The organism is Sphingomonas sorbitolis (assembly GCF_036663875.1).
Taxonomy (GTDB): domain Bacteria; phylum Pseudomonadota; class Alphaproteobacteria; order Sphingomonadales; family Sphingomonadaceae; genus Sphingomonas.
Map to the genome: position 1 here is coordinate 373,612 of NZ_JAXOJS010000004.1, position 16,147 is coordinate 389,758.

The following is a 16,147-nucleotide window of genomic DNA, read 5'->3' on the forward strand; positions in this document are numbered from 1 at the left end:
ATAATAGATATCTACAGCACAGACACACCGCCTTTCCTGTTCTCTCGCGAACGCGGGGGTCCAGAGTCTCGGGCGGTGTGCGTGGTTGCGCTGGCCCCCCGCATCCGCGGGGGAACGTAACGCTCAGGGGGAACGTCGTAGCCACCATCAACGCCAAAGCTTCGTTGACCTTGCCACCACCGCGCGTCATCCCGAACCGATGCTCCGCGCCCTCCTCCTCTCGCTCGGCCAACTCACCGATCCGCCGGTCCTCCGCGTGTTCGTGAAGTCGATGCTCGTCACGCTGCTCGTCTTCGCACTGCTCGGCGTCGGGACATGGTGGGGCACGCAGGCCGCACTCGCCACGTGGCTCGGCCGGCAGGCCGACGGACTCGCCGCGGCGTTCGCGCTGTTCGTCACGATCCTCGCGTTATGGCTCCTGTTCCGCGCCGTCGCGATCGCGGTCGTCGGGATCTTTGCGGACGAGGTCGTCGAAGCCGTCGAAGCGCGGCATTATCCCGAGGCGCTGAAAACCGCCCGCCCCGTGCCCCTCGCCCGCAGCCTCGCAATGGGTTTCCGCTCCGCCGCCCGCGTCGTGCTCGTCAACCTGCTGATGCTGCCGGTCTATATCGCACTGCTCGTCACCGGTGTCGGCACCGCCGCGGCGTTCTTCGTCGTCAACGGCTGGCTGCTCGGGCGCGATCTCGGCGACATGGTGGCAGCGCGACATATGGACGCAGCGGCGATGCGGGGCTGGCGTGCGACGACCAAGAGCGGGCGGTCCGTGCTGGGGCTTGCGAACACCGGGCTGTTCGTGGTTCCGATCGTCAACATCGCTGCGCCGGTTCTGGGCGCCGCGATGGCGACGCATTATTTCCACACCCAGTATTCCCGTAAAGGCCGATCATGACGCGATTGACGACCATAACGATCGCCGTAGCGCTCGGCGGCGGGCTCGCGGGTTGCGCCGCTCCGGTGGCCAAGCCGGCAGTCGGCCGCCCCGCAATCCCCTACACAAGCGTCGGGCTCGAGCGCGTCCTCGGCCAGGACGCCGCCGGCCTGACCAAGCTGTTCGGCCAGCCCGACGCCGACGTCCGCGAAGGCAGCGCGCGAAAACTGCAGTTCCAGAGCGGCATCTGCGTGCTCGACGCGTATCTCTACCCCAAGGGATCCGACGCCCCCCGCGTCACCTATCTCGACGCGCGCGAACCCGACGGCAGCACGATCGACCGCGCAAGTTGCGTCGCCGCACTGACGCGCCGCGAGGGGGGCAAGTAACGGGCGAGATCGTCTACTTTCCGACAATCACTCTGCACAGTAGCATCTCCAAAAGGAGACGTTCGTTGCCCGCAGCTGCTCGCCCCTTATGGATTTTGACAGCATTCCTAATTGCTGCATTTCCAATTCTAAATTTTGTGTACTGGCCTCAGCTACTGCGCTCGGGCCGGTTGCAGCCGGACGGCGATAGTATTGGCATACCGATGTATGGCAGCGTTCTGATCGCGATTATCGCGTCACCGTTCGTAATTGGTATCACCGGTCTTTGCCTGCGAAGATACAATCAGCCAGTTCGCCTGACCGCCTACAGGCGCGACCGACCTTTCCGGAGTGCTCTTGCGACGATCTTTTTGGGTGGTGCGGGGTTCGTCCTGATGCTCGGTTCGATCGCCCAGCTTGTACACCCGCTCCCATGGTACGAATATCTATGGCCAGCGTACACGGCGCTTTGGGTCCCATGGATGTTCGGCTTGCGTGCCGCCTTCATTGAGCAAGACACCGTTGTTGTCGGTTAGGCGGTTGGGCTCAACCACGTTTTATCCCTGTCAAAAGCGGCCAGTCTGCTCTCCTCCTCAAACCGGACGTGTCGAAAACTAGGCTTGATAGTCGGCGGCGACGCTGGCGGCCCATTCGGCAGTGACGTCCAGGTCGTGCTCCAGGGTCGAGAACCCGTTGCGTTCGCTGTGATAGCGCACGGCATCCAGACGCCCGAGTGCCCAGATTGCGGCACCGCGCACCACCGGGGCTTCGTCGGCCAGCAGCTTTACGACAGGCTCGACTAGCTCCAGATTACCGCTGTTGCCCGCTGCGATCAGCGCGTTGCGGATCATGCGGTCGCGGCCGATGCGCTTGATGGGGGAGCCGGCGAACACGGTTCGGAAACTGGCATCGTCCAGCGCGAGGATGTCCCCCAGTTCCGGCGCGACCAGTTCCGCGCGGGGGTGAAACGCGAGGTTCGCGTTGGCCGAGGCGGCGAATTTGTTCCAGGGGCACACCGCCAGGCAGTCGTCGCAGCCATAGATGCGGTTCCCGATTGCGGCGCGGAACTCGTGCGGGATCGGGGCGGCATGCTCGATCGTCAAATAGGAGATGCAGCGGCGGGCATCGAGCTGGAACGGCTTCGGGAAGGCGTCGGTCGGACAGGCGCTCTGGCACGCGTCGCAACTGCCGCAGGTGTCGACGCCACCGCGGTCCGGCGCCAGGTCGAGCGTCGTGTAGATCGCACCGAGAAACAGCCAGCTGCCATGCTCGCGGCTGACGAGGTTGGTGTGCTTGCCTTGCCAACCCAGCCCGGCGGCTTCGGCGAGCGGCTTTTCCATGACGGGGGCGGTGTCGACGAACACCTTCAAGTCGAACGGGGGCAGGTCGCGCCCCGCCTCCGCCGCCAGCCATCGCCCGAGCGCCTTCAACTGCCGCTTCACGACATCGTGATAATCCGGGCCCTGCGCATAGACCGAGATGCGCCCTACCCCGCCCTCATCCGCCAATCGCAGCGGGTCGTCCTTCGGCGCATAGCTCATGCCGAGCGCGATCACGCTGCGGACTTCGGGCCAGAGGCCGGCGGGGCTTTCGCGGTGGTGCTTGCGCTCCTCCATCCAGATCATGTCACCGTGGCGGCCGTCCGCAAGCCATTGATGCAGGCGTTCGCCCGCACGCGGCGCGGCGTCGGCATGCGCGATTCCGCAGGCGGCAAAACCCAATTCGGCCGCTTTGGCCTTAAGTCGGTGTTCCAGCTTGTCTTGCGCCACGTACGCCCGCTACCACGACGTCACCCTCGGTAGGAAGATTGCGCGTGAACGATGAATGGGCGGTCACCGCGAGCGGGATCGTGAAGCGGTTCGGCGATCGGCGCGTGGTCGACGGGGTGGACATCATGGTGCCGCGCGGATCGGTGTACGGCGTGCTCGGGCCCAACGGCGCGGGCAAGACGACGACGCTGCGGATGCTGCTCGGGATCATCGAGCCCGACGAGGGATCGCGCACATTGCTCGGTTACGACAATCCACGCGATGCGAGCGACCAGGTGGGCTATCTGCCCGAGGAGCGCGGACTGTATCCGGCAATGAAGGCGCGCGAGGCGATCGCGTTCCTGGGGGCGCTCCGTGGCCTCGACTGGAAGACCGGGCGCGAGCGTGCGGTGGTGCTGATGGAAGCCGCCGGGCTCGGCCATGCGGTCGACGAGAAGATCCGGAAACTGTCGAAGGGCATGGCGCAGCTGGTTCAATTGCTCGGCTCGGTGGTCCACCAGCCCGACTTGCTCGTGCTCGACGAGCCGTTTTCGGGCCTCGATCCGGTCAACCAGGAGCGGCTCGAGAAGCTGATCCTCGCCGAACGCGACCGCGGCGCGACGATCCTGTTCTCGACGCATATCATGAGCCATGCCGAGCGACTGTGCGATCGGCTGGCGATCATCGCCGGCGGCAAACGGCGGTTCGAAGGCACGGTGGCCGACGCCCGTGGGATATTGCCGCAGCGGGTGCATTACACACCGCATCGGCCTGATCCTGCGATCCGCGGCGTGCTGCCGATGGACGCGGTGCAGGACGGGGATAGCTGGCGGTTCGAGCTGCCGAACGAGGGGATCGAGAGTTTGCTCGTGAGGTTGATCGACGCGGGATACGGGATTTCAGGGCTGTCGATCGAGCGGCCCGGCCTGCACGAAGCGTTCGTAAGGATCGTTGGGCAGGATGCCGACGTCGCGAAGGATGTCGTGGCATGACGCGTTTCCGCCGAACCCTCCGCCAGACCTTCACGATCGCGCGGCGCGACTTCATCGCCACGGTGTTCACGCCGATCTTCCTGCTGTTCCTGTTCGCGCCGGTCATCATGGGATCGTTCGGCGCGATCGGCGGGATGGGTGCGGCAAGCGTCAGCGGCGGCGCGCAGGACAAGACACGGATCATTGCGATCGTCCCTGCCACCGTCACACGCCCGATCGCGGAGGCCGATACACGGCTGCGCGGCATGTTCCGCGACGACGAAGCGCCCCCAGGGCTGACCACCGTCGCGCCCTCGGCCGACCCGGCGGCACAGGCGCGCGCGGCGTTCGAGACGAAGGATATCGACGCGTCCGCAGTTCTCTACGGCCCGCTTAACGCGCCGCAGATCCTGTACGGGCCGCGCGGCGCGAGGTCGGCGGACTATCTGGGGATGCTCGCACAGACGACTCTGGCGGCGCAGAAACTGGGCGGCACGCTGCCGACGATCGCCGCGACCAAGACGCAGATCACGCGCTCGACCACCTCGGTCGGCGGCCAGCACCAGTCGGCGTTCTTCGCGGTGTTCGGGATCTTCTTCCTGACGCTGTTCCTCTCGGGCCAAGTCGTCGGAACGATGGCCGAGGAGCGCAACAACAAGGTGATCGAGGTGCTCGCCGCGGCGGTGCCGCTCGAGTCGGTATTCTTCGGCAAGCTGATCGGGATGTTCGGCGTGGCCGTGCTGTTCGTCGCGTTCTGGGGCACCGTCGTGACGCAGATCACGTCTTTGATGCCCGCCGCCGCTGCGGTGGCGCTGGGCGACCTGACGCCCGCGGTCGGCGCGCCGATGTTCGCGCTGCTGTTCGCCGCGTATTTCAGCATGGCGTATCTGCTGCTGGGCTCGGTGTTCCTCGGCGTCGGTGCGCAAGCGTCGACGATGCGTGAAATCCAGATGCTGTCGCTGCCGATCACGATCCTGCAGGTCGCGATGTTCGGGCTGTCCTCGGCGGCGGTCTCGCACCCCGGAAGTTGGATCGCCACCGCCGCCGAGCTGTTCCCGCTGTCGTCGCCATTCGCGATGGCGGGCCGCGCGGCGAATTCGCCCGAACTGTGGCCGCACGTCGCGGCGCTCGCGTGGCAGGCGTTGTGGGTGACGATCTTCATCACCGTGGGCGCGCGGCTGTTTCGGCGGGGCGTGCTGCAATCGGGGAGTGCCCGGCCGTTCTGGCGGCGGAAGGTGAAGGCGGTCTGAGACCCCCTCCGCCCCCCGTATCCGTTCGCCCTGAGCGAAGTCGAAGGGTACGCCCCGCGCGCAGGTGCTTCGACTTCGCTCAGCACGAACGGGGTTGGTAAGAGGTACTACACCACTCAACCCAATCCTATTGACATAAGTGTCAGCAAAGCCTCTCTTACGGCAAAATACGGGAGAGAGACGATGGCGACTCTGGTACGCGACGTGGACGTGAGCGCGGTGGTCGATCCGCTCGACGTGAGCCGCGCCGAACTCTACCGCGACGACCTCTGGCAGGCGCCATTCGCCCAACTCCGCGCCGAGTCCCCGGTCCATTATGTCGAGCATTCCGACTATGGCCCCTACTGGTCCGTCTCGACCTACAAGGGCATCGTCGAGGTCGAATCGCTCCCCGATCTCTATTCTTCCGAAGCCGGCGGGATCACGATCGCCGATTTCGTCGCCGAGCGCGATGTCCGCATGCCGATGTTCATCGCGCGCGACCGCCCCGTGCACACCGGTCAGCGCCGCACCGTCGCGCCCGCCTTTACGCCTAGCGAGATGACGCGGATGTCGAGCGATATCCGCAGGCGTACTGCCGCGATGCTCGACAGCCTGCCGTGGAACACGCCGTTCGATTGGGTCGACACCGTCGCGATCGAGCTGACCACGCAGATGCTCGCGATCCTGTTCGACTTCCCCTGGGCCGACCGGCGGAAACTGACCCTGTGGTCGGATTGGGCGGGCGATATCGAGATCGTCAAGAACGAGGAACTGCGCGGCCAGCGGCTCGCGTACATGTTCGAATGCGGATCGTATTTCAAAGGCTTGTGGGACGCGAAGATCGACAAGGATCCGACGCCCGACCTGATCTCGATGATGATCCACTCGGACGCGATGAGCCACATGGATCACAACGAGTTCATCGGGAACCTCATCCTGCTGATCGTCGGCGGCAACGACACGACGCGCAATTCGATGTCGGCGCTGGCGTATGGCCTCGACAAGTTTCCAGAGTCGCGCGCGAAGCTGGAGGCGGATCCGGGGCTGATCCCCAACGCGGTGAGCGAGATCCTGCGCTGGCAGACCCCGCTCGCCCACATGCGCCGCACCGCGACGGCGGATACGGAACTGATGGGCCAGCGGATCAAGGCCGGCGACAAGCTCGCGCTCTGGTACATCTCGGCGAACCGCGACGAGAGCGTGTTCGGCGATGATGCGGACGCGATCGTGGTGGATCGCCCGAACGCGCGGCGGCACCTGGCGTTCGGGCACGGCATCCATCGCTGCGTCGGCGCACGACTTGCCGAAATGCAGATCGCGATCCTGCTGGAGGAAATGGCCGCTCGCCGCATGCGGATCAACGTGCTCGCCGAACCGACGCGCGTCGCCGCATGCTTCGTCCACGGCTATCGCACGCTGCCGGTGGAAATCAGCAAATACTGAGTCTTGGCGTAACCTTATCGGGTGGTTCGGTCGTACCTATATCCGAACCATGGAGACGAACATGACCCAGGACCGCCGCGCTTTCCTCACGCTTGCCGGAGCTGGCGTCGCCGGCTTCGCGCTCTGGGGATGCACGTCGCAACCCGCGCAGGCCGCCGAGCGGTTCGAGGTGACGCTGACCGACGCGCAGTGGCGCAAGAAGCTGTCGCCGGATGCGTATGATACGCTCCGCAAGGAGGGCACCGAGCGGCCCTATTCGAGCCCGCTCAACGGCGAGCATCGCGCGGGGATCTTCTCGTGCGGCGGGTGCGCGTTGCCGAACTTTTCGTCGAAGACCAAGTTCGAGAGCGGTACGGGGTGGCCGAGCTTCTGGCAGCCCTTGCCGAACGCGGTGCGGACGCGGGTGGATTCGACGATGGGAATGGCGCGGACCGAGGTGCATTGCCGGCGCTGCGGCGGGCATCTCGGGCATGTATTCGACGATGGGCCCAAGCCGACGGGGAAGCGCTATTGCATGAATGGCGACGCGCTGACGTTTAAGGCTGCTTGAGCGGGTGCTCCCGCTAGGCGGCCACCGCGTATCGCCGTTGAGCGCGTAAGCTTGTTTCCCCGCGAAGGCGGGGACCCAGACTGGGCTCCCGCCTTCGCGGGAGAACAAGGGGACGGACGGTGTCCTATTTTGCCCCCCCCCGGCGAAGGCCGGGGTCCAATTGGGAACCATTGATGATCGAGGGCCGCATTCCGTTACCGCGGCCTTTCCAATTGGGCCCCGGCCTTCGCCGGGGTGGTGCCTGTTGGTCAAAATTGAGGCGCTTAACTGTCATAGGCGATCAGTAGCGAAACGGTAAATTGCTGACGTGGGGGGACTAGGCAGTGGATGCCGGAACGAACCCAGCCGCCAACCGAAAGACGAACCTCAGTTCGCCTCGTTCACCAGCGTGAAGATCCCGCGGGGATCGGTCGGGCCGTGCTGGATCGTCGCGAGCTGCGCGGCGTTGGCGCGCTGCGTTGCGGTGATGGTGTGGGTGGCACTGGCCATCTGGTACGAAGGCTGCGCGTCGAGCGTGTCGCCAGCAGGCGCATGGCCCGAGTAGATGAAGCCCTTGGTCGGGTAGGCCGAGGTCCCGAGGTCACCCTGCGGGCCATACCACACCTTCACCATGCTCCAGTCACCGGCAGCCGAAACGTCGACCGCGCGAACGTTGGTCTCGATTGCGCCGGGGCGCGACCAGTTGGCATGCGTAAGGAGGACTTCGCGGTCGCTGACGACCTTCGAGACCATCGCGACATGGCCAACGCGCATCCGCGAGGTCGGCGAGAAGGCGAGGACCGAGCCGGCCTTCGGAGTGTGGCCACGCTCATAGCGACCCTCGGCCTGGCTCCACCAGGTGTTCGCGTTGCCGCGGATTTCGATGCCCGACACCGAGCGAGCGAACGTCACGCACTGCCAGAACTGAGCCGCAGCAGGGGTGGCCGTCATCAGGCCGCACGATACCACCAGCGCAAAACGCGCTGCTAACGCCTTGAAATTCATCGAGACCCCCCGGCCAAAACCCGTTTGTCGCATTCTGGCTACGGGAGGTTCGATTTAATTGGAACCCGTGCGGGAACCATATCCGACGAAGCGTGTTACCGCGCCGACCAACGCCCCGAATGGGCGCTCAGGGCGGCTCAGTTCATGAGTTTCCAACCGGTTATGCGGTCCACGGTGACCTGCGTGACCGCATGATAGCCCGGCCGCGCCTCGCCATATATCTCCATTGCCAGCTTGTGGCCCCAGTCGCCCGAGTCCATCAGCTGCTGGAACAGCGGCGCGACGAACTTCCGCCTGCCCTGCGAGGTCAGGAACTGCTCGGCCGACGCATCGGCGGGCGCATAGTGATTGGCAAGCGCGAGTTGCAGCCAGGCGAAGCGGATCTCGGCGTTGCCCGTCGTGTTCCACCCGAACGCGGTATCGAGCGTCTTCAACCGCTCGGCCGGGAGTTTCCGCGGGAGCTGCGTGATGAACCGCGTGATCTCCTGCGTTGTAGCCTTGCCGGGCACGCCCGAGACGGGACCGCCAGCCGCATACGTCTTGGCCGCCGCGTCAACCGCGGGGAAAGCGGCGGACGTTACATGCACCGCGTTCGCGGGGATGCCGGGGCTGTAGACCCACGCATCGACGCCGATCGTCTTGGCTTCGGCAGGGGTCAGCAGCTTCGACTTGAGGTCGGCGAGGAAGCCGGCGCTGGTCTGCGGCTGGAAGGCGTGGCGGTCGAAATAGCTGCGGAGATACGCATCCCACCGGGCGCGGCCGACCTGTTTCTCGATCGTGCGGAGGAACGCAGCGCCCTTGTCGTAGGCGATCTGCGTCATGCCGTCGTCGGGATCGCGCGACGCGTCGAGATCGAGGTGGAGCTGCGTGTCCTTCGCGGCGGGGCCACCGGCGTCCTTCACCGCGGCGAGCATGTCGGTCCAGGCGAGGTCGGCCTCCATGTCGGCGCGGCGCTTGCCGTAGAGCGCCTCCATGATCCGGTTCTCGAAATAGCTGGTGAAGCCTTCGTTGAGCCAGAAATCGTCCCACGTCGCGTTCGTCACGAGATTGCCCGACCAGCTGTGCGCAAGCTCGTGCGCAATCAGCGAGACGAGGCTGCGGTCGCCGGCGATCGCGGTCGGCGTGGCGAAGGTGAGCGTCGGGTTCTCCATGCCGCCGAACGGGAACGACGGCGGCAGGACCAGGACGTCGTAGCGGCCCCAGCGATACGGACCGTACAGCCCTTCGGCGGCGGCGACGAACTTCTCGAGCTCGCCGAACTCGTACGCGGCCTTGGGGAGCGTCGCGGGTTCGGCCCAGATCCCGGTGCGCGGGCCGGTCGACTTGAACGCGATGTCGCCGACCGCGAGCGCGATCAAATACGGGGCGACGGGCTTGTCCATCTTGTACTGGAATGTGCAGCGATCCGCGACGCAGGTCGGCTTGCCGGTCGCGAGCCCGCTCATCACGGCGGTAAGCTGCTTGGGAACGGCGATCTTCGCTTCCCAGGTCTGGCGGATGCCGGGGGAGTCCTGCGTCGGGATCCAGCTGCGGTTGAGGATCGCCTCGCCCTGGCTGAACAGGAACGGCTGTTTCTTGCCTGCGGTCTGCTCGGGGGTGAGCCATTGCAGCGCCTTCGCGTCGGGCGACGAGGCGTAGGCGATGCGGATTCTCTTGGCGCCGTTCAGGGTTACGGTGAGCGGTGCGCCGTGGATCTTGTCGACCGCGCCGACCGAGTAGGGGAGCGGCTTGCCGTTCGCGTCGGTGATGTTGACGATCTTCAGGCCGTTGTCGTCGAGCACGACCTGTTTCGCGCCGGGGACGGCGAGGATGTCGAGCGTGGCGATGCCGCGGATGACGTGCGTGTCGAAGTCGGCGGCGAGATCCAGCGCGACATGCGTAACGCGGGCCTCGGCGGGGCGGGCGTAGCTGTGCGGGTCGCGCGCGTCGGGGGTGGTGAGGACGGGGGCGATCGTCTGCGCGACGGCGGGGGATGCGAGGACGAGACCGAGGGCGGTGGCTAGAGCGGGAATGCGCATGGGAACTCCGATGTCGCCGTTCCAAGGGGGAAGGCCAGGCGTCGGTCCTACCGTGCCGCCCCGCTCGCTGGAAGGGTGGCTGTCACCGTCCTGCCCCCCTCCCTGGAAGGGAGGGGTTGGGGGTGGGTCGGCCTGTTGGCCGACGGAGCGATCGACAAGCAGCCGACCGACCCCGGCCCCTCCCTTCCAGGGAGGGGGGAAGATTAGGATTCGCGTGGGGCTGCGTCGACGATGGGCGCTCCGGCCAGTCTCGCTAGTCGGGCCTCGTGCTCGCGCCGACCGAAGGGGAAGCGGGAGAAGAAGAACGCCGAGACGCACGCCAGCACGATATAAAGGCCGGCGTAGATCAACGTCAGCCGGTCGATCGTCTCCACCGGCACCGTCCCCGGCATAGCCTTGGCCGGGAACCCCGCCACCGCGAGGATCATGCCGGCGAAGAATATCCCGATCCCGCTCGTGCATTTCTGAACGAAGAACGAGCCCGCGAAGAACACGCCTTCCGACCTTCGCCCCGTCTTCGCCTCCGAATCCTCGACCACGTCCGCCATCATCGACGCGCCGAGAATGAACCCGGTGACGTTCGACGCGGTGCCCAGGATGAAGAAGCCGAACAGCATCGGCAGCAGCAGCGGGTCGCCGACCTCCGGAAACACGCCCAGCATCCGCAGCCAGTAGGGCGACGTGTTGAGCGCCGCGCCGAGCAGCACCGCGCCCATCGCCGCCTTGGGCTTGCTCCCCGTCCTGCCGAGCCGGGGCGCGGCGAGGAACGCGAGGAAGACGCCCGAGAACAACGCGATCGTCAGGTAGACGAACACCGGCCCCTTGAAGCCCCACACATAGGTGTAGAGGTAGTTCGACATCGCATAGCTGATGCCCTGGATCGTGTACGCGCAAACGCCGGCCGCCATCAGGATCGCGAACGCCCGGTTCCTTACGGTCTGGCGCAGTTCGGCGAAGGATTCGCGGAGAGTTTGCCTGGCGATCGGCGGGTTGGGGAGATGCTTGATCTCGTGGTGCGTGCCGAGCGCGGAGACGAGGATCGCAACGCCGATGAAGATCGCCCCCGCCAGCGCGAAGCCGCTGTAGCCGGCGCGATTGAGCAGGCCGTTCGGGAACGCGGCCGTCGGCGCGAGGAAATACTGGTACGCCGACAGCAGCATCAGCAGACCGCCGACCCAGCCGAACAGATAGCGATACGCCATGATCCGCGTGCGCTCGTCATAGCCGGAGGTCAGTTCGGGGGTCAGCGCGACCGATGGCACCTCGTAGCAACTCACCGCGCTGCGCACGATCACCGCCATGACGAACAGCCAGACCAGCGTCTGCGGCTCCGACATGACCGAGGGCGGGTTCCACAGCAGCAGCCAGCCGACCATGATCGGCAGCGCGGACGCGTACATCCACGGATGCCGCCTGCCCCATTTGGTCCGCGTGCGATCCGAGAAGAAGCCGACCGCCGGGTCGACGAACGCATCGATCAGCAGCGCCATCATGATGACGAGGCCGACGGTGGCGGAGGGCAGCCCGACGACCTGGTTGTAGAACAGCAGCAGGAACGTGCCGAACCCGGCGTCCTTCACCCCGTACGCGACCGCGCCGAAGCCGTAGCTCGCCATCGTGCCGGTCGAGAGGCGGCGGGCGGGTGCACTCATGACGCGGCGGTCATTTCAATTTGTCGAGCATGGCGAACAGCGAGGGTTGCGCCGGGTCCCAGCTTGGCCGCGTGCCGATCGTCATGCCCCCGTCGACCAGGATGTGCGTGCCGGTGATGAAGCTCGCATCGTCGCTGGCGAGGAACGCGACCGCGGCGGCGATGTCCTCGCCGGTGCCGGGGCGGCGGATCGGCTGTGCGTCGGCGGCGATGTGCGCGATCATCGCGTCCGCCTGCGACGTCTTGGTGGCGTCGAGTTCGAGTGCCCGCGTGAAAATGTTGGTGACGATGAAGCCGGGGACGACGGCGTTCACGCGGATCTTGTGTTGCGCGAGATCGGCGGCGGCCTGTTTGGTGAGGTGGAGGACGCCCGCCTTGGCGGTGGAATAGGCGGTCGGCGCGTAGCCGGTGCCGAGCGCGGATACCGACGAGGTGTTGACGATCGCGCCGCCGCCGCGTTTCGCCATGAGCGGTGCTGCGTAGCGGATGCCCAGCGCGACCGAGCGGAGGAGGAGCGCCTGGGTGCGGTCCCAATCCTCGGGGGAGATCTCGCCGATCGGGTCGCGCGAACCGCCGGCGCCGGCGTTGTTGAACAGGATGTCGAGTCCGCCCGCGTCGTCGGCGGTCTGCATCAGCGCCTCGATATCGCCCGCCTGGAGCACGTCGGTACGCTGGAAGAGAATGCGGCCGCCGGATGCGTCGGCGATCGCGTGGCCGCCGGTCTCGTCGATGTCGCCGATCAGGACGGTGGCGCCTTCGTCGGCGAGTCGGAGTGCGGTCGCCCGGCCGATGCCGGACGCGCCGCCGGTCACGACGGCACGCTTGCCTGAAAACCTCACACGCTCTCTCCTGCTCTTTTTTGCGAGCATAGTATGGCTTCTGCACTCGTCAATGATGGCGCGTTCGAAAAACGGGTTTGCGGCGGGCGCCGCTCGGCGATACCAAGCGGCCAAACATTCGGAGGATGCGTGATGGATACGACCAACCTGTTCCGGCTCGACGGCCGCGTCGCGCTGATCACCGGCGGCAGCCGCGGGATCGGCAAGATGATCGCCACCGGCTTCATCGCGCAGGGGGCCAAGGTGTATATCTCGTCGCGCAAAGCCGATGTCTGCGAGGCGGCGGCGGCGGAACTGGGGCCGAACTGCATCGCGTTGCCGCAGGATGTCTCGACGGTGGCGGGGTGCAAGGCGCTGGCCGCGCAGTTCGCCGAACATGAGTCGAAGCTCGATATCCTCGTCAACAATGCGGGCGCGGCGTGGGGCGTGCCGTTCGAGGAGTTTTCGGAGGTCGGCTGGGACAAGGTCATGGACCTGAACGTGAAGTCGCCGTTTTTCCTGACGCAGGCTCTGCATGCCGCGTTGAAGGCGTCGGGATCACGCGCGAAGCCGGCGAAGGTGATCAACATCACCTCGATCGACGGCCAGCGGCTGAACCCGTGGGAGACGTACAGCTATCATGCGTCGAAGTCGGCGCTGATCTACCTGACGAAGCGGATGGCGGCGCGGCTGGTGACGGATTCGATCAACGTGACCTCGATCGCGCCGGGCGCGTTTGCCAGCGACATGAACAAGGCGGCACGGGACCACGGCGATGCGGTGGCGCAGGGGATTCCGGCGAAGCGCGTTGGGGTGGACGAGGATATGGCGGGTGCGGCGATTTATCTGGCGAGCCGCGCGGGGGATTATGTGATCGGGGAGACGATCACGGTGGACGGCGGCCTGGTGCACGCGTCACTCGGCACAAGCATCGACGCCTGAGCTGATTCCCTCGCCCCTCCGGGGAGAGGGAGGGAGGAGCGCTTGCGACGGAAGGGAGAGGGGCTTTGGGATGAACCGTCCCGAGCCTCACGCCCCTCTCCCTTCCCACGGCAAGCGCCGCGGGCCCCTTCCCTCTCCCCGTAGGGGCGAGGGAGTTTATCGCGCGATACCACCGGCTGCGAGGACTGCCAGGGTAACCAGTTCGCTGGCTGTCGATGTCATCGGTGCAACCTGGACCGGCTTCTCCATCCCGATCAACATCGGGCCGATGACCGAGTCCCCGCCCAGTTCGCGCAGCAACTTCGCCGAGATATGCGCCGACTGGAGCCCCGGCATGATCAGCACATTCGCCGGGCCAGAAAGCCGCGCAAACGGATAGTTCGCCAGCTGCTTGGGGTTCAGCGCCACATCCGGCGCCATCTCGCCTTCGTATTCGAAGCCAACCTGCCGGCCATCCAGCACCGTCACCGCATCGCGGATGTTGTCGAGCCACTCACCCTTCGGATTGCCGAAGTTCGAATAGCTGAGGAACGCCACGCGAGGCTCATGCCCCATCCGCCGCGCGACCGCCGCGGTCTGCTCGGCGAAGTCCGCCAGCTGCTCGGCGGTCGGACGCTCGTTGACCGTCGTGTCGGCAATGAACACCGTATGACTCTGCCCGACCAGCAGATGAATACCGAACGGCGTCTTACCCGCGGCCGGATCGATCACGCGATAAATCTGGCGCATCGTTTCGCCATAGGTACGCGTGATGCCGGTGATCATCGCGTCGCCCTCGCCGAGCTGGAGCAGCAGCGCGCCGAAGATGTTGCGGTCCTGGTTGACCATCCGTTCGCAATCGCGGCGCAGATAGCCGCGACGCTGGAGCCGCGAATACAGGAAGTCGACCATCCGGGGGACGAGCGGCGAGACGCGGCTGTTGTGGAGTTCGAAGCTCTCCGGATCGGTGACGCCGAGCGCGCGCAGCCGGTCGGGCACGTCGTCGCGGCCGACTAGGACGGGCGTGCCGTAGCCGCCCTCCTTGAACGCGATCGCGGCGCGCAGGACGACTTCCTCCTCGCCCTCCGCGAAGATCACGCGCTTCGGATGCGCGCGCGCGCCTTCGTACGCCATCGACAGCACCGACGTGGTCGGGTTGAGGCGTGCACGGAGCGAATGGCGATACGCTTCGATGTCGAGGATCGGCTTGGTCGCGACGCCCGAGGCCATCGCGGCTTTCGCGACCGCGACGGGGACGACTTCCATCAACCGCGGATCGAACGGCGCGGGGATGATGTAGGCCGGGCCGAAGCTGTGGCTGACGCCGTATGCCGCCGCGACTTCCTCCGGCACGCGTTCGCGCGCCAACTCCGCGATCGCGTTGGCGGCGGCGATCTTCATCGCGTCGTTGATACCGGTCGCGCGGACATCAAGCGCACCGCGGAAGATGAACGGGAAGCCGAGCACGTTGTTGACCTGGTTCGGATAATCCGAGCGGCCGGTCGCGACGATCGCATCGGGACGCGCGGCCATCGCCAGTTCGGGGCGGATCTCGGGCTCGGGGTTGGCCATCGCGAAGATGATCGGCGCGGGGGCCATGTCCTTGACCATCTCCGGGGTCAGCGAGCCCGCTGCGGAGAGCCCTAGGAACACGTCGGCACCGACCAGCGCCTCGGTCAGCGTGCGAGTCTCGGTCACCGCGGCGTGCGCGGACTTCCACTGGTCGACGCCCTCGCGCCCCTGGTAGATCACGCCCTTGCGGTCGCAGAGGATGACGTTGTCGCCGCGCACGCCCATCGCTTTCACGAGTTCGGTGCAGGCGATCGCCGCGGCGCCGGCACCGTTGACGACGATCTTGACCTCGGAGAGCTTCCGCCCGGTCAGCAAACACGCGTTGATCAGGCCGGCGGCGGTGATGATCGCGGTGCCGTGCTGGTCGTCATGGAAAACCGGGATGTTCATGCGTTCGCGCAGCGCCTGCTCGATGATGAAGCATTCGGGCGCCTTGATGTCCTCGAGGTTGATGCCGCCGAACGTCGGCTCCATCAGCTCGACCGCGTCGATGAAGCGGTTCACGTCCTCGGTCTTCAGCTCGATATCGATCGCGTCGACGTCGGCGAAGCGCTTGAACAGCACCGCCTTGCCTTCCATCACCGGCTTGCTGGCGAGCGGGCCGAGATTGCCCATCCCGAGGATCGCGGTACCGTTCGAGATCACCGCGACGAGGTTTCCCTTGGCGGTATAGTCGTAGACGGTGGCGGGATCGTCGTAGATCGCCTGCACGGGCACCGCGACGCCGGGCGAATAGGCGAGCGCGAGGTCGCGCTGCGTCGCCATCGGCTTCGACGCGATGATCTCGATCTTCCCCGGGCGGCCTTCCGAATGAAAGAGCAAGGCTTCGCGTTCGGAGAATTGCAGCGTTTCGTCGGACATGGGCGGGCCTCGCGCGGTCGTTAGGTTTGGAGGACCTTCTAGGCAGGTGGCCGCGGTTCGTCACCCCGGACACTTCGCTCTATTGGGTGGCCGCCGCCAACCAGAACCACCCCGACGAAGGCCGGGGCCCAGTTGGAGGACG

At 66.1% G+C, this 16,147-nt stretch carries 14 protein-coding genes; 8 read left to right on the forward strand and 6 right to left on the reverse strand.

What is annotated here, in order from left to right; genetic code table 11:
* The first annotated feature begins 199 nt into the window (after positions 1-199).
* The 3 genes from U1763_RS13905 to U1763_RS13915 all read left to right on the forward strand — a co-directional run bounded on the left by U1763_RS13905 (position 200) and on the right by U1763_RS13915 (position 1,772).
* Entirely contained in the window at positions 200-889 is a 690-nt protein-coding gene (locus tag U1763_RS13905) for an EI24 domain-containing protein (protein ID WP_332755653.1), read from the forward strand.
* The gene (locus tag U1763_RS13910; protein WP_443026924.1) at positions 886-1,257 is read left to right on the forward strand and encodes a hypothetical protein; all 372 of its coding nucleotides are present in this window, start codon (positions 886-888) and stop codon (positions 1,255-1,257) included. The genes U1763_RS13905 and U1763_RS13910 overlap by 4 nt, the downstream gene beginning before the upstream one ends.
* A 65-nt stretch (positions 1,258-1,322) precedes the next feature.
* The gene (locus U1763_RS13915; protein WP_332755654.1) at positions 1,323-1,772 is read left to right on the forward strand and encodes a hypothetical protein; all 450 of its coding nucleotides are present in this window, start codon (positions 1,323-1,325) and stop codon (positions 1,770-1,772) included.
* A 78-nt stretch (positions 1,773-1,850) separates the two neighbouring features.
* Here the strand turns inward: U1763_RS13915 and queG are convergent, their stop codons facing one another.
* On the reverse strand, positions 1,851-3,005 hold the full coding sequence (gene queG / locus U1763_RS13920) for a tRNA epoxyqueuosine(34) reductase QueG (protein WP_332755655.1): 1,155 nt from the start codon (positions 3,003-3,005) through the stop codon (positions 1,851-1,853).
* 44 nt (positions 3,006-3,049) lie between these two features.
* Here queG and U1763_RS13925 point away from each other — a divergent pair, with 44 nt between their 5' ends.
* The 4 genes from U1763_RS13925 (at position 3,050) to msrB (ending at position 7,180) form a co-directional block, all read left to right on the forward strand.
* A complete protein-coding gene (locus U1763_RS13925; protein ID WP_332755656.1) occupies positions 3,050-3,976 on the forward strand; it encodes an ABC transporter ATP-binding protein in 927 nt (308 codons plus the stop codon).
* Positions 3,973-5,205, forward strand: coding sequence for an ABC transporter permease (locus U1763_RS13930; protein ID WP_332755657.1), 1,233 nt, complete (start codon positions 3,973-3,975; stop codon positions 5,203-5,205). Before U1763_RS13925 ends, U1763_RS13930 begins: the two co-directional genes overlap by 4 nt.
* Before the next feature lie 183 nt (positions 5,206-5,388).
* Positions 5,389-6,630 carry a cytochrome P450 gene (locus U1763_RS13935; RefSeq protein WP_332755658.1) on the forward strand — a complete coding sequence of 414 codons (1,242 nt, stop codon included), beginning with the start codon at positions 5,389-5,391 and terminating at the stop codon, positions 6,628-6,630.
* Positions 6,631-6,691: 61 nt separating this feature from the next.
* A complete protein-coding gene (msrB, locus tag U1763_RS13940; protein WP_133030144.1) occupies positions 6,692-7,180 on the forward strand; it encodes a peptide-methionine (R)-S-oxide reductase MsrB in 489 nt (162 codons plus the stop codon).
* A 366-nt stretch (positions 7,181-7,546) separates the two neighbouring features.
* Here the strand turns inward: msrB and U1763_RS13945 are convergent, their stop codons facing one another.
* The 4 genes from U1763_RS13945 to U1763_RS13960 all read right to left on the reverse strand — a co-directional run bounded on the left by U1763_RS13945 (position 7,547) and on the right by U1763_RS13960 (position 12,672).
* Positions 7,547-8,164, reverse strand: a complete 618-nt coding sequence (locus U1763_RS13945) for a CHAP domain-containing protein (protein WP_332755659.1) — start codon at positions 8,162-8,164, stop codon at positions 7,547-7,549.
* A 137-nt stretch (positions 8,165-8,301) separates the two neighbouring features.
* Positions 8,302-10,182: a M1 family metallopeptidase gene (locus U1763_RS13950; protein ID WP_332755660.1), complete on the reverse strand. Its 1,881-nt coding sequence runs from the start codon at positions 10,180-10,182 to the stop codon at positions 8,302-8,304.
* Positions 10,183-10,385: 203 nt separating this feature from the next.
* Positions 10,386-11,834: an MFS transporter gene (locus tag U1763_RS13955; RefSeq protein WP_332755661.1), complete on the reverse strand. Its 1,449-nt coding sequence runs from the start codon at positions 11,832-11,834 to the stop codon at positions 10,386-10,388.
* Between the two features lie 10 nt (positions 11,835-11,844).
* The gene (locus U1763_RS13960) at positions 11,845-12,672 is read right to left on the reverse strand and encodes an SDR family NAD(P)-dependent oxidoreductase (protein WP_332755662.1); all 828 of its coding nucleotides are present in this window, start codon (positions 12,670-12,672) and stop codon (positions 11,845-11,847) included.
* Positions 12,673-12,804: 132 nt separating this feature from the next.
* Here U1763_RS13960 and U1763_RS13965 point away from each other — a divergent pair, with 132 nt between their 5' ends.
* Positions 12,805-13,593 carry an SDR family NAD(P)-dependent oxidoreductase gene (locus U1763_RS13965; RefSeq protein WP_332755663.1) on the forward strand — a complete coding sequence of 263 codons (789 nt, stop codon included), beginning with the start codon at positions 12,805-12,807 and terminating at the stop codon, positions 13,591-13,593.
* 156 nt (positions 13,594-13,749) lie between these two features.
* Here the strand turns inward: U1763_RS13965 and U1763_RS13970 are convergent, their stop codons facing one another.
* Positions 13,750-16,005: an NADP-dependent malic enzyme gene (locus tag U1763_RS13970; protein ID WP_332755664.1), complete on the reverse strand. Its 2,256-nt coding sequence runs from the start codon at positions 16,003-16,005 to the stop codon at positions 13,750-13,752.
* Positions 16,006-16,147 lie beyond the last annotated feature (142 nt).